General features: G+C 67.3%; 9 protein-coding genes. 6 read left to right on the top strand and 3 right to left on the bottom strand.

The genetic code is table 11. The features are described 5' to 3' along the window. Positions 1-169: 169 nt before the first annotated feature. Positions 170-3,328, bottom strand: a complete 3,159-nt coding sequence (locus KV110_RS32390) for an ATP-binding protein (protein WP_218470962.1) — start codon at positions 3,326-3,328, stop codon at positions 170-172. 162 nt (positions 3,329-3,490) lie between these two features. Here KV110_RS32390 and KV110_RS32385 point away from each other — a divergent pair, with 162 nt between their 5' ends. Together KV110_RS32385 and KV110_RS32380 are read left to right on the top strand one after the other, a co-directional pair. After that, the gene (locus KV110_RS32385; protein ID WP_218470961.1) at positions 3,491-4,717 is read left to right on the top strand and encodes a cytochrome P450; all 1,227 of its coding nucleotides are present in this window, start codon (positions 3,491-3,493) and stop codon (positions 4,715-4,717) included. A 24-nt stretch (positions 4,718-4,741) separates the two neighbouring features. Then, entirely contained in the window at positions 4,742-4,942 is a 201-nt protein-coding gene (locus KV110_RS32380) for a ferredoxin (RefSeq protein ID WP_218470960.1), read from the top strand. A gap of 504 nt (positions 4,943-5,446) precedes the next feature. Here the strand turns inward: KV110_RS32380 and KV110_RS32375 are convergent. Then, positions 5,447-6,487 carry an RNA polymerase subunit sigma-70 gene (locus KV110_RS32375; protein ID WP_246634126.1) on the bottom strand — a complete coding sequence of 347 codons (1,041 nt, stop codon included), beginning with the start codon at positions 6,485-6,487 and terminating at the stop codon, positions 5,447-5,449. Positions 6,488-6,590: 103 nt separating this feature from the next. On the opposite strand from KV110_RS32375, the gene KV110_RS32370 reads away from it, so the two are divergent. After that, complete coding sequence (locus KV110_RS32370; protein WP_218470959.1) at positions 6,591-6,971, top strand: nuclear transport factor 2 family protein; 381 nt, start codon at positions 6,591-6,593, stop codon at positions 6,969-6,971. Between the two features lie 463 nt (positions 6,972-7,434). Continuing rightward, positions 7,435-8,598 (top strand): acyltransferase family protein, encoded by a 1,164-nt coding sequence (locus KV110_RS32365; RefSeq protein WP_218470958.1) that lies wholly within the window; start codon positions 7,435-7,437, stop codon positions 8,596-8,598. A gap of 9 nt (positions 8,599-8,607) precedes the next feature. Here KV110_RS32365 and KV110_RS32360 read toward each other — a convergent pair whose 3' ends face one another. Continuing rightward, positions 8,608-9,786, bottom strand: coding sequence for an acetyl-CoA C-acyltransferase (locus KV110_RS32360; protein ID WP_218470957.1), 1,179 nt, complete (start codon positions 9,784-9,786; stop codon positions 8,608-8,610). A gap of 442 nt (positions 9,787-10,228) precedes the next feature. On the opposite strand from KV110_RS32360, the gene KV110_RS32355 reads away from it, so the two are divergent. Together KV110_RS32355 and KV110_RS32350 are read left to right on the top strand one after the other, a co-directional pair. Then, positions 10,229-11,665 (top strand): MFS transporter, encoded by a 1,437-nt coding sequence (locus KV110_RS32355; protein WP_218470956.1) that lies wholly within the window; start codon positions 10,229-10,231, stop codon positions 11,663-11,665. A gap of 213 nt (positions 11,666-11,878) precedes the next feature. Next, entirely contained in the window at positions 11,879-23,731 is an 11,853-nt protein-coding gene (locus tag KV110_RS32350) for a polyketide synthase (RefSeq protein WP_218470955.1), read from the top strand. Positions 23,732-23,756: the final 25 nt, after the last annotated feature.

Raw genomic sequence — 23,756 nt, 5'->3', positions numbered from 1 at the left:
TGACACCGGACCGTCACCGCGCTGACGCGGCCGCTGACGCGGCGCCGCCGCGTGCCGAAAGGTCAGTTGTGCCTGCTCGAGGCCAAGTCGCGGTTTCCGGTCTGCGGAAGGCTTATGGAGACAAGGTCGTGCTCGACGGCATCGATCTGGGTGTCGGTCCGTCCCACGTTCAAGCAGCGAGCGTGACGGCGACCAGCTGATTCCAGTCGGCCTGCGTCCCTTCCCGAGCCGCCTCGGCGAACCCGGTGTCGCCGAGGCGGTTCCGCGTGGACTGCTCGATCCGGGCCACATCCGGTTGGGAACGATCCGTCAGACCGCGCACGCCGGCGCTCGCCGCGACCAGCCGCGCGGCTTGCTCGTACTGGTGGTCACGCAGCGCCAAGTCCGCGATTCCCACGAGCACGTGTGCGATCAGGGGCGCATGCCCCGCCTCCAACGCCGCCTGGAAGGCCGCGATGCGGTGTTTCCTTGCCTCGTCGAGGTTTTCGGCGAGGTAGCCGAGCAGGTCTTCGATCACCGCGCGGACGTTCGGCCGCTCGGCGTCATCGCCCAGCATCGCTGTCGCGACGTCGAGTTGCCGATGTGCCTGCTCGGCGTCGCCGCTCCAGCGCGCGAGCGCTGCCTTCGACAGCGCCAGCTCGGCCAGCGCATTCGGCCAGGCGACGCGTTCCGCGGCCCGCTGCGCCTCGGCCATCGCGGCCGCGCTCGACTCCGCATCGCCTAGTAGCCAGTACAACTGGGCCTGCCGCGACCGCATCGGCGCGACATCCTCGATGGCGCCGACCTCGGTGACGACCGCGATCGCCTGTTCGAAGTGCTCGCACGCACCGGCGAACTCGCCGCGCATGGCGATCCGATTGGCCAACTCGATCAGCGCGAACGAAATTCCCCACCGTTCGCCGAGCGCGCGAAACTCCGTGAGCGCCTGCTCGAGATATGCATCCGCATCCCGGCTGCCCTCGCCGAGCTGGCTTCGCAACTTGCCGAGGTGCAGCCGGGCCAGTGCGCGGACCCAGGGATCCTCGTCGACCAGCAGTGCTTCCCACGCGGGCAGGAACTCATCCGGACCTTGCAGCATGCGTTCCAGCGGGGCGGCGAACTTCAGCGCCGGGTGCGGGTTCTGCACCCGCCGACTGATTTCGTAAGTCTTGCGGATCCACTCCTCCGCCTGGAACTGGTCATTCTGCTGCCCCGAGGTCACGAACTGTACGACGAACGCGTACACCACGCCCCGGATCTCGTCGGGCACCTCGCCGGGCAGCGCAGTTGCCGCCATGAGCAGCTCGTTGCCCTCCGCCTTGTGCCCACCGAGCCACCAGTACCAGCCGGCGGCTGCCGCGAGCCGCATCGCCCCGTCTGCTTCACCGGCTGCGAGCGCACCGCGCATCGCGGCAGCGATGTTGTCGTGCTCGACCTCGAGGGTGGCAAGCCATTCCAGTTGCTCGGCGCGGCGAAGATGCGGCTCCGCGACGTCGGCGAACTCGGTGAAATACCCGAGATGGGCACGACGCGCCAGATCCGCTTCTCCCGCCTCCGCGAGACGGTGCTCGGCGTACTCCTTGATCGTGCCGAGCATCCGGTAGCGCGGCGCCCGGTCCTCCGCGATGACCACCAGTGATTTCTCGGTCAGCGCGGTCAGCAACTCGAGGACCTGACCCGTCTCGACCGTATCGCTGGCACAGACCCGTTCGGCCGCTTCCAGGCTCGCGCCACCGGAGAACACCGAAAGCCTGCGCAGGACTACTCGTTCGGCATCGGTGAGCAGCTCCCAGCTCCAGTCGATCAGCGCCCGCAGCGTCTTGTGCCGCGGCAGCGCGGTACGGCTACCGCCGGTCAGCAGGCGGAACCGATCATCGAGCCGGTGGGCGAGCTGATCGAGGGACATGGTGCGCAGCCTGGCCGCGGCGAGTTCGATGGCCAGCGGCATCCCGTCCAGCGCCCGGCAGACGCGCACCATCGTCGCCAAGGTGTCGGCGTCGATCGCGAGATCCTTGCGCACCGCGCCTGCTCGGTCCCGCAGCAGCTGAATGGCCGGAGCGGATTCGATCTCGCCGGGGTCGGCGTCCTCCTTCGGCAAGGCCAGCGGCGCGACCGGCCATAGCGCCTCGCCGGTGATGCCGAGGGGCTCCCGGCTCGTCGCGAGGATCCGCAGCTGCCTGCACTCGCCGAGCACTCGATGCGCGAATGTCGCCGCGGACTCGATCACGTGCTCGCAGTTATCCAGGATCAGCAACACCGCCCGATCGCGGACCGCGGCAATGACCCGCTCCGTCGGCTCCGCGTCCGGTGCCTCGCCGAGCAGCGCGTCCCGCAAGCTGAGCGCGGCCAGCGTCGCCTGCGCGATGTTGTTCCCGCCGCCCGTGCCACCGTCGGCGCCGAGGGGCGCGAGTTCGACCAGCCACGCGCCCTCCGGCAGGTCGCCGAGCAGCGTGCGCGCGGTTTCCGTGGCCAGCCTGGTCTTTCCCGAACCGCCCGGCCCGATCAGGGTGGTGAGCCGATGTTCGGCAATGAGTTCACGGACCGCGGCGACATCACCGCCCTTGCCGACAAAGCTGGTGAGCTCGGTGCGCAAGTTGGTCGTACGATTCTCCTCGCGCCGTCCCAACTCGCCCCGCAGCAGCGCGACGTGCAAATCCGACAGCTCCGGAGAGGGGTCGACGCCCAGTTCGTCGGCCAGGGCTTCTCTCGTGCGCTCGTACACCCGCAGCGCCTCGGTATCGCGACCGGTCGCGACGAGGGCCCGCATCAACGCGGCGACAAGCCGTTCACGCACCGGATGCGCGGCCACCAAGTCGGTCAGTTCGGTGACCAGCTCCGCGCCGTGGCCGAGGCTGATCTCCGCGTCGAACCGATCCTCCATGGCGGTCAGGCGCAGCCCCTCGAGCCGGGTGACCACCGCGTCGAACGCCCCGCTGTCCTGCAGGCCGACGTCCTGCAATGCCGCGCCGCGCCACAATCCGAGAGCTTCGCGCAGCCGCCCTACCCGCCGTTGGCCCTCGTCATTACGGGCTTGGGTGACGAGGCGTTCGAACCGCACAGCGTCGACCGCGTCGGGGTCCACGGTCAACCGGTAGCCGTCGGTCTGCCCCTCGACCAACCCGTCCGGCAGCGCCTTGCGCAACCGGGAAACCAAGCGGTGCAAGGCATTCGCCGCGTCGGCGGGCGGCTGCTCGCCCCAGATCCAGTCGATGAGCGTCGCCTTCGGGACCGGGTGACCTGATTCGAGTGCGAGGGCGACCAACAGCCCGCGCAGCCGCGCGCCCGGCACGTCGGCGAAAACGCCGTCGTCGGTGCGAATTTCGAATGGTCCAAGAATCCCGATCTGCACCAGGCCGAGTTTGCCATGGGCGATGGCAGGCCCGGCGACCACCGACGCGGTGCATTGCCCTGGACGGTTCAGGCGGCGGCGGTCGGTGTCAGCGGCGTGACAGTCCTATGTCAGGTCGGTCGGCGAACGTTGCCGCAACAACCGCCACGAAAGGTAAACCCGATGAGTCAAACGGTTCCCATCCCGCACGGCCTGCCCACCGAGCGCGACGCGAGTCCCTTCGACCCGCCCCGCGAGATCACCCGGCTCCGCGAGGCACGCCCGGTCAGCCCCCTGGTCTTCCCCGACGGCCACGAGGGCTGGCTGGTCACCGGCTACGACGCGGTTCGCCAGCTGATGGCCGACACCCGGTTCAGCTCCCGCCAGGACATCGGCATCGTCCACGCGCTGGACAACATCCCCGGCATGCCGGCCGCCACCGAGCCGTCCCCGCAGATTCCGGGCTTGTTCATCGCCATGGACCCGCCGGACCATACCCGGCTGCGGCGCAAGCTCACCGGCGCTTTCACCGTCCGACGGATGAGACAGCTCGAAGAGCACATCATCGACATCGTCGAGCGGCAACTGGACGAGATGGCGCGGCTGACCCCGCCGGTCGACCTGGTCAAGGAGTTCGCGCTGCCGGTGCCCTCGCTGGTGATCTGCGAACTGCTCGGCGTCCCCTACGCGGATCGGGCGACCTTCCAGGACAATTCCGCCAAGTTCTTGGTCAAGAACCCGGACCTCGACGAGAAGATGGCCGCGTACGGCGCGATGACCACGTACCTGGCCGAATTGGTCATGAGCAAGCACGCCGCCCCTGGCGAAGACATCCTGTCCGACCTGGCCCGCGACGATGACCTCAGCATCGAGGAACTGACCGGCGTCGCCTTCCTGTTGCTGCTCGCCGGCCACGAGACCACCGCGAACATGCTGGCACTTGGCACTTTCGCGCTCCTGGAGCACCCGGAGCAGCTGGCCGAACTGCGCGCCGACCCGGATCTGCTGCCCGATGCCGTCGAGGAACTTCTGCGCTACCTGTCCATTGCCGACATCTTCTACCGCTACGCCACCGAGGACATCGAACTCGGCGGCGAAACAATCGGCAAGGGGTCGACCGTCGTCGTCTCACTGCTGGCCGCCAACCACGACCCCAAGCGCTTCGACCATCCCGACACCCTGGACCTGCACCGCAAGGCCCGCGGTCACCTGTCCTTCGGCCACGGCATCCACACCTGCCTCGGCCAGCAACTGGCCCGCATCGAAATGCGCGCCGGTTTCGAGGGACTGCTGCGTCGCTTCCCGACCCTCCAGCTCGCCATCCCCGCCGACGAGGTGAAGCTCAAGACCGACATGAATATCTACGGCGTCCACGAATTGCCGGTCAGCTGGACGGAAGCGGCCCGATAAACCGTGACGAAAGGAGATACGAGGATGCGAATCTCTGCGGATCGGGAGCGCTGTATCGGCTCGGGCATGTGCGCCCTGGTCGCGCCGGACCTCTTCGATCAAGACGAGAACGACGGCAGGGTGCGGTTGCTCGCCCCGAAATTGCACAGCGGTCTCTCGGCAGCGCGGGAGGCCGTGGACGCTTGCCCCGCCATGGCACTCGAAATCGACGAGTCCCGGGATTAGCGGCCGACCGACTCGAGCCGCCGGGTGTGCTGCCCGCGCCGCACGGCGGCCGAGTGACAGGTGCCGGTGCGAAGGAGGCCAGCAGTTTGCACGCTCTGGGGGCAAAAACTCGTCGTCGGGTGCGAGGACCTGGCGGTCGGAGCACAGTGGGGGATGGCTGAGTGCGGCCGAATCTCGTCGCGATTCCGAGTTGAGGAGGAGTGATGGCGGAACCCTGGTTCACGAAATACGAGCGCGACGTCAAGGGCGCGCCCGGCCAGCCGTGGCCGACCAAGCCCCGAACCCCCGCGCCGGTACCGGCAGTCGCGTCGGAGCGCGCGACCGAACCCACGACGGCGGTGACAGCCCAGGCAATTCCCGATGCTCGAAAGTTTCGCCGCCGACTTCGTGAGGTGAGACGGAGACGGGTCGCGCCGAATGCGTCCGGCCGGTCGGTGGCAGTCCGGAAATTCTTCTCTCCGAGCAGGAATGCGCAAGCCTCTGGCCGGACCGGAGTAGTGAAGGTCATCGCCACGCCGGGGAGGTTTCAGCGGTGGGGCCCTGTCCGGCCGGAATGGTGTCGGGCAGACCGAACCGAGGGGCTAGGTCGGTGTCCAGGAAGTGAGTAATGACGGCGATACGGTCGTGGTCGAAGCCGAGCACGATCAACCCGGCCGAATGCGCCAGCGGCGCACCGGAATCGGCGAGGTAGCAACCGAAGGCGGGGTGGTTGTTCGCGCGGGTGGGCAGTAGCTGGAAGCGACGGTCGTTTCGCCAAGTGGCGACGGTTCGCAGGAAGGTCCCGATGGCGGCGCCCTGGTATTCGTGTGGGGCGGGGGGCATGCGGAGCCAGGCGTCGTCGGTGAGCAGGGCGAGCACGCCGTCGATGTCGTCGGCGCTGAACGCTTCGGCGAAGCGCCGGGCCAGCTCGCGCTCGGCGGCCGAGCCGGGTTCGAATGCGGTTGCCCGCCCGCGGTTTTCGCCGAGGGCGGCGCGCGCCCGCTGGAGTGCTCCTTTCACGGCGAGCGCGCTGGTGCCGAGCAACTCCGCGGCCTCGGCTGTGGCGTAGCCGAGCACATCGCGCAGGAGCAGGGCGGCTGCCTGGCGCGGCGGAAGTTGTTGCAGTGCCGCGACAAACGCTAGTTCCACCGCCTCCCGCGCCTGGTAGCGAGCCGCCGGACCAGGCTGGTGATCGGGCAGCTCGTCCAGCAGGGCATCGGGGTAGGGCTGGAGCCAGGTTGCCGCGCCGCGCCGGGTGGGCTCGGGCGGCACGAATGGTGGGATCGGTTCCACGGGGGTGCGCCGGGCGGCCCGGAGGGCGTTGAGGCAGCGGTTGGTGGCTATGCGATACAGCCAGGTGCGCAAGGCGGCTCGCTCCTGGAAGCCCGGCAACCCACGCCATGCGGCGAGCAATGTTTCCTGAAGCATGTCGTCGGCATCGGTGACCGAGCCGAGCATCCGGTAGCAGTGCACGTGCAGTTCGCGGCGGTACGGATCGGTGAGCGCGCGGAACGCCGCCGCGTCGCCGTCGCGCGCTCTGGCGAGCGTCGTATTCATGTCGGTCATTCCTCGCACCGTTCCGTTTCGGGCCGCGTCGTTGTCTGAACTTAGCGAGGACGTACCGACGGGACGGCCTTGCACGTGATCATTCGAACCCGAGAGGCATGAGATGACCGACAACACCAGCCCGGCGCTGCAGATCGCGCTGGCCTACCACCAGGCGTGGACCGGCAAGGACCTCGACCTGGCCATGACCTATATCGCTGATGACATCGTCTGCCACGCACCGGCCGGACGCATCGAGGGGGCCGCGGCGTACCGCGCGTTCCTCGGACCGTTCCTGCAGATCCTGACCGGCGCCACCATGATCGCGGCCTTCGGCGATGCGGAGACCGCCATGGTCATGTATGACACGGAGACGATCCCGGTGCCGAACGCGCCTGGTGCTGAATGCGTCACCGTGATCGACGGCAAGATCACCCAGAGCCGATTCCTGTTCGACCGTGCGCCGTTCCTCGCGGCCGAACAGGCAGGGAACAGGACAACCTAGGAGCAGTGGCGGTGTAGGTCGAGGTCGGGAAATATTTCGTGGCTCGACCTACACCGCCCTTTTCGTCGTGGGCAAAAACGACAAGTATTTTTGCTTGCCTCTCGACGCATACGGTGCTCGTGTGCCCGGTCACGTGCGGAGGTCCGCAGGCGTCCAGGGCTTTTCGCGCTCGAATGCATTACACGACCCATTTGCCAGGTCACTTCGCCCGGCACGGCCCTGGCTCAGGTTGTAAACCCGTGTTAGCGTTCGATTCGAGGAGGGGATTCAATGGGCAATTCGCCTGTCGCACGGGATGATTCGAGACGCGTGATCGTATCTATTTTCGGTTACCGGTTCGGAGATTTCAAGTAATTTCGATAATCGTTTTCGGCTACGCACCGGCGATACCGTGCGCCGGTTGCCGTCCGGCGATCTGATCGCGGGCACGGCTCTTGCTCTTCGAACTCCCAAGGATTCCACCATGATCTCCCCGTACTATCCCGCCGTTACCACGGTGCGGCCGCCGCTTCCGTCGCTGACCGGGATGCGGTTCATCGCGGCCTCGATGGTCGTCTTCACGCACGTGATGTTGCGATTGACCCCGGACCGCTATGTGGAGGGCAAGGGGCTGGGGATGTTCTGGCAGATGACCGGGAATGTGGGGGTTTCGTTCTTCTTCATTCTCAGCGGGTTCGTGCTGACCTGGGCGGTGCGGCCGGGTCTGGCCAGATCGGCGTTCTGGCGCAAGCGAATCTGCAAAATCTATCCCAACCACCTGGTGACGGCACTCTTGGTGGTCGTGCTGATGTTGGGCAGCGGACAGGCGGTCGAGCTCAAAACGCTGATCCCGAACCTCCTGCTGATCCAATCGTGGTTCCCCGACCTGCACATCACCTTCGGCATCAATGCGGTGAGCTGGTCGCTGGCGTGTGAGGTGTTGTTCTACCTGGCTTTCCCGCTGTTGTACTTCTGGATCTCGCGCATTCCGGTGGAGCGGCTGTGGGTGTCGGCGATCGCGGTGACCGCCGCCATCTGGTCGATTCCGGTCATCGCCGATCTCCTGATGTCGGACACACCGCCCCCGGCGCCGGGTATGGGTTATTCGGCGCTCCAGTATTGGTTCACCTTCGCTTTCCCGCCGACCCGCTGCCTGGAGTTCGTGCTCGGAATCATGGTGGCGCGCATCGTGATTTCCGGCCGATGGGTCAAAATCGGCTTCCTGCCCACCCTGGCGGTGTTCCTGGTCTTCGGTGCCGGTGCGCTGTACGCCCCCGGCATTTACGTCGCCGCTCCGGCGACGATGGTGATCCCGCTGGCGCTGGTGATCCCCATGGGCGCGGTCGCCGATTTGCGGCAAACGAGCACCTTCCTGAACGGCCGGGTGATGGTGTGGCTCGGCGAGGTTTCGTTCGCGCTGTACATGGTGCACCTCTTGGTGATCATGGCGGGTGCGGAGTTGTTCCGGTTCAGCCAAACCGAGGACGCGCCGCTGTATGTCGCGCTGCTGATGGTCGTGCCGTTCATGGTCCTGAGTGTCGGGACCGCCTGGCTGCTGTACCGCTTCGTCGAACTCCCGGTGATGCGCAAGTGGAGCCGGGCCCGCATCATCCGCCCCGCGGTCCCGGTGCCCACCGACGTCAAGTAGCGATTCGGGTCACGCCACCTCGACGATCAAAGCATCGCCTTGACCGCCACCGCCGCACAGCGCGGCCGCACCGATTCCGCCGCCGCGGCGGCGCAATTCATTGATGAGGGTGACGGTGATACGGGCACCGGTGCAGCCCAGTGGGTGACCCATGGCGATGGCGCCGCCGTTGACGTTGACGATGTCTTCGGAGATGCCGAGATCATCGACCGCGGCGATGGCGACCGACGCGAACGCCTCGTTGAGTTCGTAGAGGTCGAGGCCGGCCGGGTCGAGGTCGATCTTGGCGGCCGCCTTGCGGATGGCGTTGGACGGTTGCGGCAGCAACGACAGCGGGCCCGCGGTGGCCCCCCATGCCTTGATGGTGGCCAGTACCGGCAGGCCGAGGTCCGCTGCCTTGCGCCGCGACATCAGCACGAGCGCGGCGGCGCCGTCGGAGGTCTGCGAGGCGTTGCCCGCGGTAATCGTGCCGCCCGGGGTGAAGGCGGGCGGCAGGGCGCTGAGCCGTTCGACGGTGGTGTCCGGGCGAATGCCCTCGTCCTGGTCGAAGACGAGCGGGTCGCCCTTGCGCTGTGGCACCTCGACCGGGACGACCTCGTCGGCGAACGCCCCGTTCTTCCACGCGGCGGCGGCCCGCTCGTGGGACCGGGCCGACCATTCGTCCTGGCGTTCCCGGCTGTAGCCGGACTCCGCCTGATACTCCTCCGTGGCCATGCCCATGAGCTTGTGGTCGAACGGGCAGGTCAGCCCGTCGAACAACATGGTGTCTTTGAGGACCCCGTCGCCCGCGCGATAGCCGAAGCGCGCCTTGTCGAGCACGTACGGTGCATTCGACATCGACTCCATGCCACCCGCGACCACGATGTCGAACTCGGCGAGCGCGATCAACGAGGCGGCGCGGGCGATCGCGGAGGTGCCGGAGAGGCACACCTTGTTCATGGTCTCGGCGGGTACGTTCAGCGGGATGCCCGCGCCGAAAGCGGCTTGGCGCGCGGTGATCTGGCCCGCGCCTGCCTGGAGTGTGTGCCCCATGACCACGTAATCGACCTGGTCGCCCGGCACCTGAGAGCGCTCGAGTGCACCGGCAATGGCCTTGGACCCGAGCTCTGTACCGGCGAAGGCGGACAGTCCTCCGCCGAACTTGCCGATCGGAACCCGCGAGTATCCGACGACGACAGCCTCATTCATTTGATGACTCCTACTCCACGCCGAACTCGTGCGAAAGATTACCTATCGCTTACCACGGCGACAATCCGGCCGTTCTTTAGTTTCATAAAGTTCCTGAATTTGTACCATGTACTATTTTAAACCGACCGGTCGGCCATTCTGGGTGGTCGCGCAGGATTTAACCGGCCCTTGCGGGAACAGTGGCAGATCACATACGCTGACGATGGCTTGGGGGAAGATCAAGACCACCCGAACTCAATGGTGACGAAGCGCCTATCCGCACAATGGACCGGGCGTTATCCAACCGCGCAAGAGGCACTATGGTTCCGAATATTGGATCCGAAAAGTATGCCGGATCCGAAATAGTAATATCCGACGCTGCCAGACAGCCGCACGTTGTCCTCAACACCCGTTCCACAGCGCCATCTACCGGCGCACCGCGAGCAGTGCCGGAGAAGATCAGATGGCAGATGCCGGCCTAGAGCAGACGCGCACAGCCGGCGGTGTCGACCCGGCTCGTGTCTTGGCGATGTGCAGTGGCATCACCTTCATGGCGTTCCTCGACTTCACTGTTGTCAATATTGCTTTCCCGGATATTCTCGCGGACTTCGAGCTCACCTCGCTCAGCACCCTGACCTGGATCGTGAGCGGTTACGCGGTCATGTTCGCCGCCCTGCTTGCGCCCGCGGGCCGGGTCGCCGACAGCATCGATCGGCGCGCCGTGCTGCTCTGGTCGCTCGTGGTGTTCACGCTCGCGTCGCTCATCTGCGGCGTGGCCCCGTCCGTCGGATGGCTCATCGCCGGTCGGTTCCTGCAAGGCGCGGCGGCCGGTGGAATGATCCCCGCCGCACTGGGACTGATCCTCTCGACGACACCCCGCGAGCGCATCCCGCGCGCGGTCGCCACCTGGGGCGCTGCCGCGGGATTCTCGGCAGTCGTCGGGCCCGCGGTAGGCGGTGTCCTGCTGCGCGTGCTCGACTGGCGGTGGGTGTTCTTCATCAACCTGCCGATCGGCGCCGCCCTGCTGGCGGGCGGCCTAGTAGTGCTGCCGGGCCACGTGAAAGCGGCAGGCAGCCGGTTGCCGGACGCCATCGGCAGCATCGCTCTCGGCTTGGGTATCGCCTGCATCGTCAGTGCGCTCACCGAGGGGGATCAGTGGGGTTGGCGGGACGTGCGGACGATCGGACTCGGCGTCATCGGACTCCTGCTCATCGGCGCGGCCCTCCTGCGTTCGCGTGCGCACGCTGCTCCGGCAATCGACCTGGCGGTCTGGCGTAACCCGACCTACACGATTGCCACGCTGGGTCTCGGCATGCTCAGCGCGATGATGTTCGCGTGGAACCTCGCTGCCCCATTGTTCGCCACGACCATTTGGCACTGGACCATCCTGGAAACCGCTGGGGCGCTGGGTATCGGGGCGGTCGCCTCCGTGGTCGGCTCGCTGTCCGCCGGACGGCTCACGAACCCGGCCACCCAGGTGAAGGTCGCGATACTGGCCTGCCTGCTCTTCGCGGGTAGCAACGCGATCTGGGCATCCGATCTGTTCGGCTCCAGATCGAATTTCTGGGGTGGTTGGTTGCCCGCCGCGCTGCTCGGCGGCGCGGGACTCGGCCTCGGCTTCGCTTGCCTGTCGACGCTGGCCGCCGGGTCCATTCCGCCGCTGAAATTCGCGGGTGGGCTCGGTATGACGGTGGCGTTTCGTCAGGTGGGCGGCGCCGTCGGAGTCGCCGGGTTCGCCGCGATCATGGTGTCGAGCGCGGAACCGGGGAGCCTTTCCGCTTTCCATCACGTATTCGTAGCCGCAATAGCGGTCAATATCATCTGCGCGCTCCTGGTGAGCGCATTGCTCGGACAGCGACTCGGCCTGCGGGCCGGCGCGCGAACCGGCACTGGCGCGTAAACGTGCCGATACACAACTCAAGGTAAATCTCGCGGAAGAAATCCGATGACTGCTTCAGATTCTATTTTGATCGGTGACGGTAATGTGCTCGCTCGTTGCGGCGAAGTGCTCCTGGCGAAAGGACACCGAATAAGGGCGGTGGTAACCGGTGATGCTACCGCGCGAGCCTGGGCCATCAAAGCGGGAATTCCGAGTCACCCACTCGATGAGGCAGTGAAAATTGCCGGGCAATGGCAGTGCGACCTGCTCTTCAGCATCGGGAACTACGCGATTGTTCCGGAGGCGTTGCTGAACTGCGCGAAGCGCATGAGCATCAATTACCATTACGGCCCGCTGCCCGAGTACTCCGGCCTGTACGCGCCATCCTGGGCCATCGCCCACCGCGTGCGCGACTACGCCATCACCTGGCACCGGATCGGCGGTATGGTCGACGGCGGCGACGTGCTCCGGCGCGTGCCGGTGCCGATGGCGTCCGATGAGACGGCGCTGTCGCTTGGCTTGAAATGCGACGAAGCGGCCGTCGCCAGCTTGGCCGAGCTGATCGACGAGCTCGCCGAGGGCCGCGAAACCGCCACCCCGCAGGACCTTTCGGCGCGCCGGTACTTCTCCCGGCACACCCAATTTCCCGCCGAAGGCCTCATCGACTTGCGGCGCGACACCGACGATATCGTCGCCATGGTCCGCGCCGCGGATTACGGCCCGTTCGGTAGTCCCTTGGTATGGCCAAAGATAAACGTCGACGGTCACTTCATCGCCGTCCGTGAAGCGCACGCCGGTGCCGCGACCGACGCTGCGCCCGGCGAGGTCGTCGCCTGCGATGACGTCTCGGGCTTGCGGGTCGGCACCGGCTCCGGCACCGTTCAGCTGACCCGCGTGAGCACCTTGGAAGGCGAAGCGCTCACCGTCGGCAGCATTGCCACGGACTACGGCGTTCGCCCCGGCACCATTCTCACCACTCCCGACGACAGCGTCGCGACGCGGATCACGACGGCAGGTACTGCCGCGTCGAAGGCCGCTGCCTACTGGCGCGAGCATTTGACGGGAGGTCATCCATACCGCCTCCACTACACCGCGCCCGAAACCGGTGAACAGGATGCCGGTCCGGTCACCGTGCGGTGCCGGATGGAAGAGGGGGTGGCCGCGGCGTCCCACCTCGCCGGTGCCTTGTGCACATTCCTGGGCCGGGCCACCGGCGAGCCGGATATCCATATCGCGGTGGCGGCGCCGCGCGACAGCGTCGAGGCGGACTATCGCGACTTGTTCGCCGCGTGGCTTCCGCTACGAGCGCACCTCGACGCGGCGAGGTCGACTGCGGAAAATCTGCGGGCAGTCGGGCGGGAGTTCACTATCGGCCAGGAAAGAGCATGGCTTCGTCGCGATGGGTTCGGTCGCGATGAAGTACTCAGAAAGCTGTGGCACAGTGGCGAACTGGCGCCGGACGTGGCGATCTCCTTGGGCAGCGCGGTGTCCACCGGTGACGGTTACCAGCCGGTCTTGGAGCTGGCTGTACAAGACGACGGCGAAACGGTCGAGTTTCGCTACGACGCCAAGCGCGTCTCTCGTCACGACGTCGCGCGACTGGCTGAGCAATTCAGCGACTGGTGCGACCGACTCCCTGCCATCGCACGTGACACCTTGGGGACCGTGGATGTCGTCTCGGCGCGCGAACGTCACACGCTGGTCGAGGAATTCAACGCCACCGGTGACGACACCACGCTGGGTCATCGCCTGCATCAGCTCTACGAACGCGCCACCGACCTGCACCCCGGCAATGTGGCGCTGATCTGCGCCGACACCGAACTGACCTACCGAGACCTGAACGCGGACGCGAACCGTCTCGCCCACGTCCTGGTGGCTCGCGGCGTCGGCCGCGGCGACCTGGTCGGCGTGGCCATCGACCGCTCCATCGACCTCGTCGTCGTGCTGTTGGCGGTGCTCAAGACGGGCGCCGCCTATGTGCCGATCGACCCGAACTTTCCCGCGGGGCGGATCCGGCAGATGATCGCCGATGCCGATCCGAAGCTGATCATCACCCCGGCCACCATGCCGGAAAATCTATCGGCCTGGGCATCCCGCTGCCTGAGCGTCGACGAAGCACGCGGCGACGGTGCCGCCGCAAGCACCGACAATCTCGAAATCGACGTCCCGGCTGACGATCTCGCGTACGTCATCTACACCTCCGGTTCGACCGGGAGCCCCAAGGGCGTCGAAATCAGCCACGGCGCACTGGGCAATTTCCTGTCCTCGATGCGGCACCGACCGGGTTGCGACGAGACGGACCGGCTGCTCGCGGTCACCACCATTTCCTTCGACATCGCGGTACTGGAGCTGTTCCTGCCCTTGCTCTGTGGCGCGACGACAGTCATCGCGCAGGCTCACGAAACCGTCGACGCGGGCGCACTGCTCGGTTTGCTGAAGCGCCACCGGATCACCATGATGCAGGGCACGCCCGCCACCTGGCAGTTGCTGTTGGATTCCGGGTGGGGCGGCGAACCGCGACTGGCCAAGATCCTGTGCGGCGGTGAAGCGCTGCCGCGTCGGCTGGCCGATCGCCTGCTCGCCTGCGGCGACTCGGTGTGGAATATGTACGGCCCCACCGAGACCACCGTGTGGTCGAGCGTCTGGCGGGTCCGCGAAGGTGACCAGGTCGTCATCGGTAGCCCCATCGCCAACACCCAGCTCTACGTACTCGGTTCGGATCTGTCGCCGGTGCCGCTCGGCTTCCCCGGTGAGCTGTACATCGGTGGCGCCGGAGTAGCGCGCGGTTACCACAAGGACCCCGAGCACACGCGGTCCCGTTTCCTCGACAACCCCTTCCAAGCCGGAACTCTCTACCGCACAGGCGATTTGGCGCGTTTCCTCGCGCCGGGGCAGCTGAGCGTGCTGGGGCGCGACGATGGCCAGGTCAAGCTGCGGGGCTATCGGATCGAGCTCGGCGATATCGAATCGGCCATCACCGACCACCAGGACGTCTCCCGTGCGGTGGTTGTCGGCCGTAACGAGCAGCTGGTCGCCTACTGCATGCGGGACTCGGCCGAGCCAGCCGACAAGCTCGACAGCGCCGCCCTCGCCGAGTGGGCAGGCGCGTGGGATCGCGCGTACGAGACCGAGGCGGACGACGCCACCTTCAACCTGGCCGGTTGGCACAACAGCTACGACGGCCTGCCGTTCGCCAATAGCGAGATGCGCGACTGGCAGATGAGTTCGGTCCGGCGGATCCTGTCGTACTCGCCGGAGCGCGTGTTCGAAATCGGTTCCGGCAGTGGGCTGATGCTGTTCGGCATCGCGCCGCACTGCGGCGCCTACCATGCGGTGGACGCCTCGAAGCGGGCCGTGCAGATCACCCGCGGGCACCTCGCGTCATTGCCGCATGTCATCTGCGAGCATCGCCCGGCGCACGCACTGCCCGAGGTGGTCGAGGGAGCCTTCGACACCGTCATCGTCAACTCGGTGGCCCAATACTTCCCCAGCATCGATTACCTGACCTCGGTGCTCGAATGGGCGACAAAAGCCGTGGACAAGGGGCGGGTATTCCTCGGGGACCTGCGTGACCTATCGCTGCTGGAAATCTTTCACGCCGACGTGATCCACTTCCGCACCGACGGCCGAATCTCGCCCGCGGAACTGGCCGAGCGCGCGGCGCACGCCATGCGGTCGGAGCGCGAGTTGGTGATTTCGCCCGAGTTCTTCGCCGACCTGCCGAGCCTGTTCCCGCGGATCACCCGCGTCGATGTCACATTGCGCGACGGCCGGTACGTCAACGAGATGACCCGCTACCGCTTCGACGTCACCCTGCACATCGGAGACCAATCGAACACCGATACCCCGGTGGCTGAGCGGAATTGGCTGGCAGACAAGCTCGAGGTGGCCGCGTTGCGCGACCAGCTGGACGCCGTCGACGACACCGCGCTCCGCCTGAACGATATTCCCAACGGCAGGCTGCGCGAGGTGCACGGCCGGGTGGCGGCGGCCCTCGATGCGGCGACCGAGGCCCCGACATCCTGGGTCGATCCGCAGGATCTCGCGGGTCTCGCCGCCGACGCAGGCCTGGAAATGGCGTTGCTGCCCAATCGTTCTGGCGACAAATGGCGCATGGACGCGCTGTTCTGGCGCCCCGGTGCGAACCCGGACCTCAGCCTCCGGCCCGCCGCGCCCATGGACCGCACGGCGCTGGCCGGGTACGCGAACGTCCCGGTAATCGGCGAACCCGCCAAGCCCGCCCTCGCCCGCGTGCTGCGCCCGTGGCTTGCGGAACGCCTACCGGCCTACATGGTGCCCGCGTTCTTCGTCGAACTGGACGAGCTCCCGCTGACACCCAACGGCAAGATCGACCGCAAGGCGCTGCCGGACCCGGTGGCGGGGATCGAAGTCACCGCCAAGCCCGCCACCGAGCTGGAGCGCGACATCCTGACCGTCTGGTCGGCGGTGCTCGGCCACGACCGCATCGGCATCAACGAGAACTTCTTCGAGATCGGCGGCGACTCATTGCGTGCCGTCCGCGTGCAGACGGAACTGGAGAAGCTGCTGGGGCGGCCGGTGTCCTCGGCCAAACTGTTCGAGCACTTCACCGTCAAGTCGCTGGCCGCGGACCTGGCCGGTACCAAGAAGACCGGTCAGGAAATCATCCCCGCGAGCCGCCGCGCCGCCTACGACGACGACATCGCCATCATCTCCATGGCATGCAGGCTCCCCGGCGGGGTGACTACGCCGGAAGAATATTGGGAACTGCTCGAGCGCGGTGGCGACGGCATCATCGACGTACCGAAGGACCGCTGGGACGCCGACGCACTGTACGACGCGGACCCGGAGGCACGTGGCAAGTCGTACTGTCGCAGCGGCGGTTTCGTCACGCCGATCGACCTGTTCGACGCGCCGTTCTTCGGTATCTCGCCGCGCGAGGCCCGATCGCTCGATCCGATGCAGCGGATGGCGCTGGAAACCTGCTGGGAAGCGTTCGAACGCGCGGGCTACACCATGGAGCGATTGCGCGGCAGCCAGACCGGTGCGTTCGTCGGTGTCGGCAAGAGCTCGGCCTATCACGAATACGGTCTGACCCTCGCCGGTGGCCTGGCCGATCTGGACGGGTACGTGGGTCCCGGCTCGGCGGGCGGCACCATGTCCGGCCGGGTGTCCTACGTGTTCGGCCTCGAGGGACCGACGCTGACCCTGGACACGGCCTGCTCCTCGTCGCTGGTCACCACGCACCTGGCGGCTAATGCGTTGCGGCAGGGCGAGTGTGACCTGGCGGTCTCGATCGGGGTCAGCCTGATGCTCTCGCCCGAGCTGCACGTCGAATTCAGTCGGCTGCGCGGCATGTCGCCGGACGGGCGCTGCCGGTCCTTCTCGGCCGACACCGAGGGCACCGGCTGGAGCGAGGGCGCCGCGGGGGTGGTCCTCAAGCGGTTGTCGGACGCCAAGCGCGACGGCGATCCGATCCTGGCCGTGCTGCGCGGTACCGCCGTCAACCATGACGGCCACAGCGCCAGCCTGACCACCCCGAGTGGGCCCGCGCAGAAGCGGGTCATTCGCGCGGCCCTGGCCGCATCGGGATTGCAGCCCAGCGATATCGACTACTTGGAGGCGCACGGCACCGGCACCAAGCTCGGTGATCCCATCGAAGGCACCGCGCTCGCGGAGGTTTTCGGCGGCAGCCACTCGGCGGAGGAGCCGCTGTGGGTCGGTTCGGCCAAGTCCAATCTCGGCCATACCCAGGCGGCCGCCGGACTGGCCGGGGTGATGAAGGCCGTACTGGCCATGCAGCACGACATGCTGCCCCGCACCCTGCACGTCACCGAACCCACCCCGGCGGTGGACTGGGAGAACGCCCAAATGGCGTTGGTACGACAGGAACAGCCGTGGTTGCCGAAGGACCGGCCGCGCCGCGCCGGTGTCAGTTCCTTCGGCATCGGCGGCACCAATGCGCACGTGATCGTCGAGGAACCGCCGAAGCGAGTCGTCGAAGAGCGGCCGTCGGCTCCGTTGCCGTTCAAGGTGCCGTTCCTGGTGTCCGGCTACACCGAAGCGGCCCTGCGCGCGCAGGCCGAGAACCTGCACCGGCACCTGGGCATGAACATCCAGGACCGCCTCGGCGACGTGGCTCGTTCGCTGGCGACCACCCGCAGCCATTTCCGCAGGCGGCTGGTGCTGATGGCCAAGGACAAGGCCGAACTGCTGGACAAACTGGCCTCCTTCGCCCGGACGGGCGAGTCGCCGGTCGGCGCGATCCGAACCGGCGACCATGCCGAGGAACCCCGGGTGGCCATGCTCTTCACCGGCCAGGGCAGTCAGCTGCCCGGCATGGGCAAGGACGTCGCCGAGGTGTATCCCGTTTTCCGCGAGGCGTTGCGGGAGATCGCGGAGCAGTTCACCGAGCTGGAACGGCCGCTGCTCGACGTGATGTGGGCCGATCCGGACAGCGACGACGCCGCGTTGCTGCATCGCACCGACTTCACCCAACCGGCCTTGTTCGCCGTGGAAGTGGCGTTGTGGCGGTTGTGGCAGAGCTGGGGTGTGCGGCCGGAACTGGTACTCGGCCACAGCATCGGCGAGCTCGCGGCCGCCCATGTCGCCGGCATCTTCGACCTGTCCGATGCTTGTCGACTGGTGGCGGCGCGCGGCCGGTTGATGCAGGCCATGCCCAGCGGTGGCGCCATGGCCTCGCTGGAAGCCGACGGCGCCGAAGTGGCAACGGCCATCGAGGAATTGGGTCTCGCGGGCAAGCTCGATATCGCGGGCCTCAACGCGCCGACGCAGACCGTCGTATCCGGTGACGCCGACGCCGTCGAGCGCGTGACAGCACATTTCGTCGCGCAGGGCCGAAAGGCCAAGGAACTCACGGTGTCCCACGCCTTCCACTCGCATCACATGGACGGCATGCTCGCGGCCTTCCAGGCGGTGGCCGAGACGGTGCGGTTCAATCCGCCGCAGCTGACGATCGTCAGCAGCTTGACCGGCGAGCTGGCCGAGCCCGGCGAACTGGAGCGACCCGACTACTGGATTCGCCAGGCGCGCCGCGCCGTTCGTTTCGCCGACGGCATCCGCACGCTGCACAAGAACGGCGTGAACACCTTCCTGGAGCTGGGGCCGCAACCGGTGCTGTCCGGCATGGGCGCTGCGTGTCTGGCCGACGAGAAGTCGCTGGCCTGGGTGCCCTCGCTCGTTCCGGGCAAGGACGGCGCGGCGGTCGTGCAACGCAGCATCGCCGAGTTGCATGTGCTGGACGTGCCGATCGATTGGCACGGCTACTTCGAGCCGTTCGGCGGCGAACGGGTTGCCTTGCCCACCTACGCCTTCCAACGGGAGCGCTTCTGGTTCGAGCCGCCGCCCGTCCGGGAAATCGGGGCCGGTCTGAACGACACCGGCCATCCGCTGCTCGGCGGTGGCGTCCGGATCGCGGGCACCGAGATGTTCGTCTACACCACCATGGTCGCGGCGGACGAGCCGGTGTGGGTGCAGGAGCACAAGGTGATGGGCGCCGTGCTCATGCCGGGCACCGCGTTCTTCGAAGCCATGCGCGCCGCGGGCGATGCCGCCGCGGCGGGGGAGTGGGACGTGGCGGATGTCGTCGTGTTCGCGCCCCTTGTGCTCAACTCCGGCATGCCGATTCGCCTGCAGGTCACCGTCGGTCCGGCGGCCGGTGGCGCGCGTCAGGTGCAGGTCTACAGCTCGCCGGAGGGTGAGGACGGGGCATGGCAGTTGCACGCGGAAGGCAATCTCGTCCCCGCCCAGATCGACGCCGGTGCCACCGTCGCCGTGCCGCCGAGAGGTGCCGAGCGCATCGATGTGTCCGCGGTGTACAGCGATTTGGCCGCGCTCGGTTACGGCTACGGCCCGACCTTCCAGTGCATCGAGCAGGCATGGCACGTCGGCGAGGAGGTGTGGGCCAGAGCGGCTTTGCCGGACAGCGCCGAGCCGTCCGCGGGCAGCTACGGCCTGCACCCGGCCCTGCTGGATTCGGCCATGCACTCGCTGCTGCTGACCCAGCGACTGAAGAAGAAGACCGGCGACGATCTGTTCGTGCCGTTCGAGGCCGAGCGGCTGTCGTTGCGGGAGCAGGGTCTGTCCGAAATCTGGGTCCGGGTAGCCGATTTCGAGCTCGGCGACGGTGAATTCTGGGCTTCCCTCGATATCTACAACGCCAAGGGCGACAACATCGGCAGGCTGCATCGGCTGCACGCCAGGCGCGTCGACCGAGCGGTGCTGCGTCGGCTCGCGCAGGCCGGGGTGGACCGTTTCCAGTTCGATGTCGACTGGCGTCCCGTCGATACCGACAATGTCGAGCTCGGCGGCTCCTGGGGTCTGCTGTCCCCGGCCGGTGACGTGGCCTGGGCCAGGGAGGTGAAGACCACGCTGTCGCGGGCCGGTATCCAGGTGATCAAGGTCCGTGAACTCGACGACGCCGACGAGCTGGATGGCCTGCTCTGCCTGTGGGATTCCGGCGCGGACGTGTTGTCCCAGGCGCACGACTTCGCCGCCAAGGCGCTGGCCCAGCTGCAGGCCGCGGCCGAGTCCGGATTCGCGCCACCGCTGGTGTGGGTCACCCGTAACGCGGTGGGCACCAGCGCCGACGACCGGGTCTCCGGGCTGGGCGCCGGGCCGCTGTGGGGCCTGATGCGCACCGCCCGCAACGAACATCCGGAGCTGCCACTGCGGCTGATCGACCTGGGCGACGAGGAGGCGGACCGCAAGAACCTCGGCCCGGCATTGATGCTGGCGGCCGAGCCGGAATGCGCGCTGCGCCACGGGCAGGTGCTCGTGCCGCAGCTGCAGCGGGTGGACGCGGGCCGTGACCTGACGATTCCGACCGAGGGTGGCTGGCAGTTGGAGATCGCCGCCAAGGGTCGCTTGGACGAGCCGTTGGCCGTTCGAGCCAGGCCGGTGCAGGCGTTGGCCGACAGCGAGATCCGTGCCGAAGTGAAGGCCGCCGGGGTGAACTTCCTCGACGTGCTCAACGCCCTTGGCATGGTGGAGATCCCGGCCTTCGGCCTGGAATTCGCCGGGGTGGTGACCGAGGTCGGCGCGGGCGTCGAGGACCTGAAGGTCGGTGATCCGGTCCTGGGTCTGACCCGTGGTTCCTTCGCCTCCGAGGTGGTCAGCGACGCCCGCCAAGTGGTGCGCATGCCGGAGCACCTCACCTTCGAAGAGGCCGCCACCATCCCGATGACCTTCCTCACGGCGTGGTACGGCCTGCATGTGCTCGGCGGCATGCGGCCGGGTGAGCGGGTGCTGATCCACTCCGCGGCCGGTGGCGTCGGCATGGCGGCGGTGCAACTGGCGCAGTTGCACGGCGCCGAGGTCTACGGCACCGCCAGCGAGCCGAAGTGGCCCGCGCTGCACGAGTTCGGACTGGCCGACGACCACCTCGCCTCGTCGCGTGACCTGGGTTTCGTCGAAAAATTCGGCGCGGGTGGCCGCGATTTCGACATCGTGTTGAACTCGCTGGCCACCGAGTTCATCGACGCCAGCCTCGGCATGCTGGGTAGCGGCGGCCGGTTCCTGGAAATGGGCAAGATCGATCTGCGGGAACAGTCCTGGATCGACGAGAACCATCCCGGTGTGACCTACACGGTCTACAACCTTCCGGAGGCCGGACCCGACCGCATCCACGAAATGCTCGTTGCCATTGCCGACCTGTTCACGGCGGGCAAGCTGAAACCCCTTCCGCTGCGCACCTTCCCGATGACCAACACCTCCGACGCCTTGCGCTTCATGGCTCAGGCGCGGCACGTCGGCAAGGTGGTGCTGACCCGGGTCGAGCAGCGGCAGTTCGTCCGGCCGGACGGCGCGGTGCTGATCTCCGGCGGTCTCGGTGATCTCGGCCGTCGCGTGGCCACCTGGCTGGTGAGCACGCACGGCGTCCGCGACCTGGTGCTGACCTCGCGCCGCGGCCCGGACGCCCCCGGTGCGGACGCACTGGTCGCCGAACTCGCCGAACTCGGCGCGAAAGCCACCGTGGTGGCCGGTGATTCGGCGGACCTCGACAGCGTCAAGTCGGTCATCGCCATGTTCGACGAGGACCGCCCGCTGCGCGGCGTGGTTCACGCGGCGGGCGTGCTGGACGACGGCGCGCTGTCGGCCTTGACGCCGGACCGGCTCGACGCGGTCTTCCTGCCCAAACTGGACGGCGCCTGGCATCTGCACCAGCTGACCCAGGACATGGAACTCGACCTGTTCCTGATGTTCTCCTCCATCGCCAGCGTCATGGGCGCACCGGGGCAGGGAAATTACGCCGCCGCCAACGCATTCCTCGACGCGCTGGCGCAGCTACGCCGCGCCAAGGGCCTGCCGGCCACCTCGGTGGCCTGGGGGCCATGGGAAGGCGAGGGCATGGCGGCCGGGCTCAGCGAAACCGATCGCGTCCGCTTCGCCCAACTCGGCCTGGACCGGCTGGCGCCGGAAGAGGGCCTGGAGCTGTTGGAGCTGGCGGTGCGCGGCGGCCGGGCGCTGACCGTATCCGCCGCGTTCGATCTGAACCGGCTCCAGCACTACTTCGAGGAGCGCGGCGGCATACCGCCGCTGCTCCGCTCGCTGTTGACCGGTAGCGGTGGTGGCCGGGCCAGGGGCGGCGGTGGCGCGGATCTGCGAAAGCTGTTGAGTGAAACCGCTTCCGAGGAGCACGCGGCCGTCGTACTCGGCGTGGTCCGCGAGGAGATAGCGAAGACACTGGGATTCGCGTCACCGGACGATGTGGATGTCGATCTGCCCTTGCAGGACATCGGCATCGACTCACTGACCGCGGTGCTGATGCGCAACCAGTTGGCGGATCTCACCGGTCTCGCGCTGCCCGCCAAGATCGCGTTCGATCATCCGAACCTGAAGGCGCTCGCCCAGTTCCTGCTGGCGAAGCTGCTGGAAGCGGAGGTGGGCGGGTCAACGGAACCGGAAGTCGCGGCCATCGATACCGCCGAAATATCGGCGGCCGCTTCAGGATTGGATATGGCGACGGTCCGAAAGGGCTGCCTCGACCCGGCACTGCGGTTCGACAATGCGGCCGAGGTGGCGGCGCGGCCGGAATCGGTGTTCGTCACCGGTGCCACCGGCTTCGTCGGTGCCTTCCTCCTGCACGAACTGCTCGAATCGGAGATCGTCGCCTACTGCCTGGTGCGTGCCGAGGACGCGGGCGAGGCGATGCGGCGGCTGGTGACCACGCTCGACAACTATGGGCTCTGGAAGCCGGACTACGCGCCGCTGCTCAATCCGGTGGTCGGCGATCTGACCCAACCGTTGTTCGGGTTGGGCGAGCGGATCTTCGATGAGTTGGCGGACCGGGTCGACGCCATCTGCCACTCCGGCGCGCTGGTGGACTGGATGCGGCCGCTCGAGGACTACATCGGCCCCAATGTGGTTGGCGCGCACGAAGTTCTGCGCCTGGCCTCGCGCGGTCGCGGCAAAGCGGTGCATCTCATCTCCACCTTCGCCACGCTGCCCAAGTACCTGGGTTACGAGGTCACCGAGGACGATCGGGAATACGGCTACCTCACGTCCAAGTGGATGGCGGAGCGGATGGTGGCGGCGGCGCGGTGGCGCGGCGCCAAGGCCTCGGTCTACCGCTTGCCGTTTGTCGGCGCCTCGGCAGGCACCGGTCACTTCCGGCTCGACCGCGGCGACTTCCTGCACAACCTGATCGTCGGCGGTATCGCGATGGGCAGTTTCCCGTCGCTCGACGCCGACCTCTCGGCGGTGCTGCCCGTCGACTACCTGTGCCAAACCATCGCCGAGGTGGTGACGAACGATCCGGCGCGCACCGGCCACGACTACGACTTCATCAACTCGCACGCGCCGAGCTTCGACAGCTTCTTCGAGCTGATCGGCGCCACCGTGGGCGGGGTCGAGGTCGTGCCGTTCGCCGAATGGCAGCAGCGGGCACTGGCCTACGCCACTGCCAATCCGACGAGTTCGCTGGCCCGCATCGCCGCCGTGCTGGACGGCCTCACCGAGGCGAGCGCGGCCGCCATGCTCGAGGGCTTGCCCGTGGGCGAGCACGTCTTCGGCGGCGACCGCTATCCGTCGCCACCGGTCGACGAGCAGTTCGTCCGGAAATACGTGGACCGCATCGACGCGGTATAGACCCCCAATGGATTCCTAGGAGAGT

Source organism: Nocardia iowensis (genome assembly GCF_019222765.1).
GTDB classification, from domain to species: domain Bacteria; phylum Actinomycetota; class Actinomycetes; order Mycobacteriales; family Mycobacteriaceae; genus Nocardia; species Nocardia iowensis.
The sequence above is the reverse complement of the archived record's forward strand: the minus strand, read 5'-3'. Positions and strand labels throughout refer to the sequence as shown.

Coding starts and splice junctions, on each gene's coding strand:
- KV110_RS32385 (WP_218470961.1), top strand. CDS start 3,491: ATGAGTCAAACGGTTCCCATCCCGCACGGCCTGCCCACCGAGCGCGAC.
- KV110_RS32380 (WP_218470960.1), top strand. CDS start 4,742: ATGCGAATCTCTGCGGATCGGGAGCGCTGTATCGGCTCGGGCATGTGC.
- KV110_RS32375 (WP_246634126.1), bottom strand. CDS start 6,487: ATGACCGACATGAATACGACGCTCGCCAGAGCGCGCGACGGCGACGCG.
- KV110_RS32370 (WP_218470959.1), top strand. CDS start 6,591: ATGACCGACAACACCAGCCCGGCGCTGCAGATCGCGCTGGCCTACCAC.
- KV110_RS32365 (WP_218470958.1), top strand. CDS start 7,435: ATGATCTCCCCGTACTATCCCGCCGTTACCACGGTGCGGCCGCCGCTT.
- KV110_RS32360 (WP_218470957.1), bottom strand. CDS start 9,786: ATGAATGAGGCTGTCGTCGTCGGATACTCGCGGGTTCCGATCGGCAAG.
- KV110_RS32355 (WP_218470956.1), top strand. CDS start 10,229: ATGGCAGATGCCGGCCTAGAGCAGACGCGCACAGCCGGCGGTGTCGAC.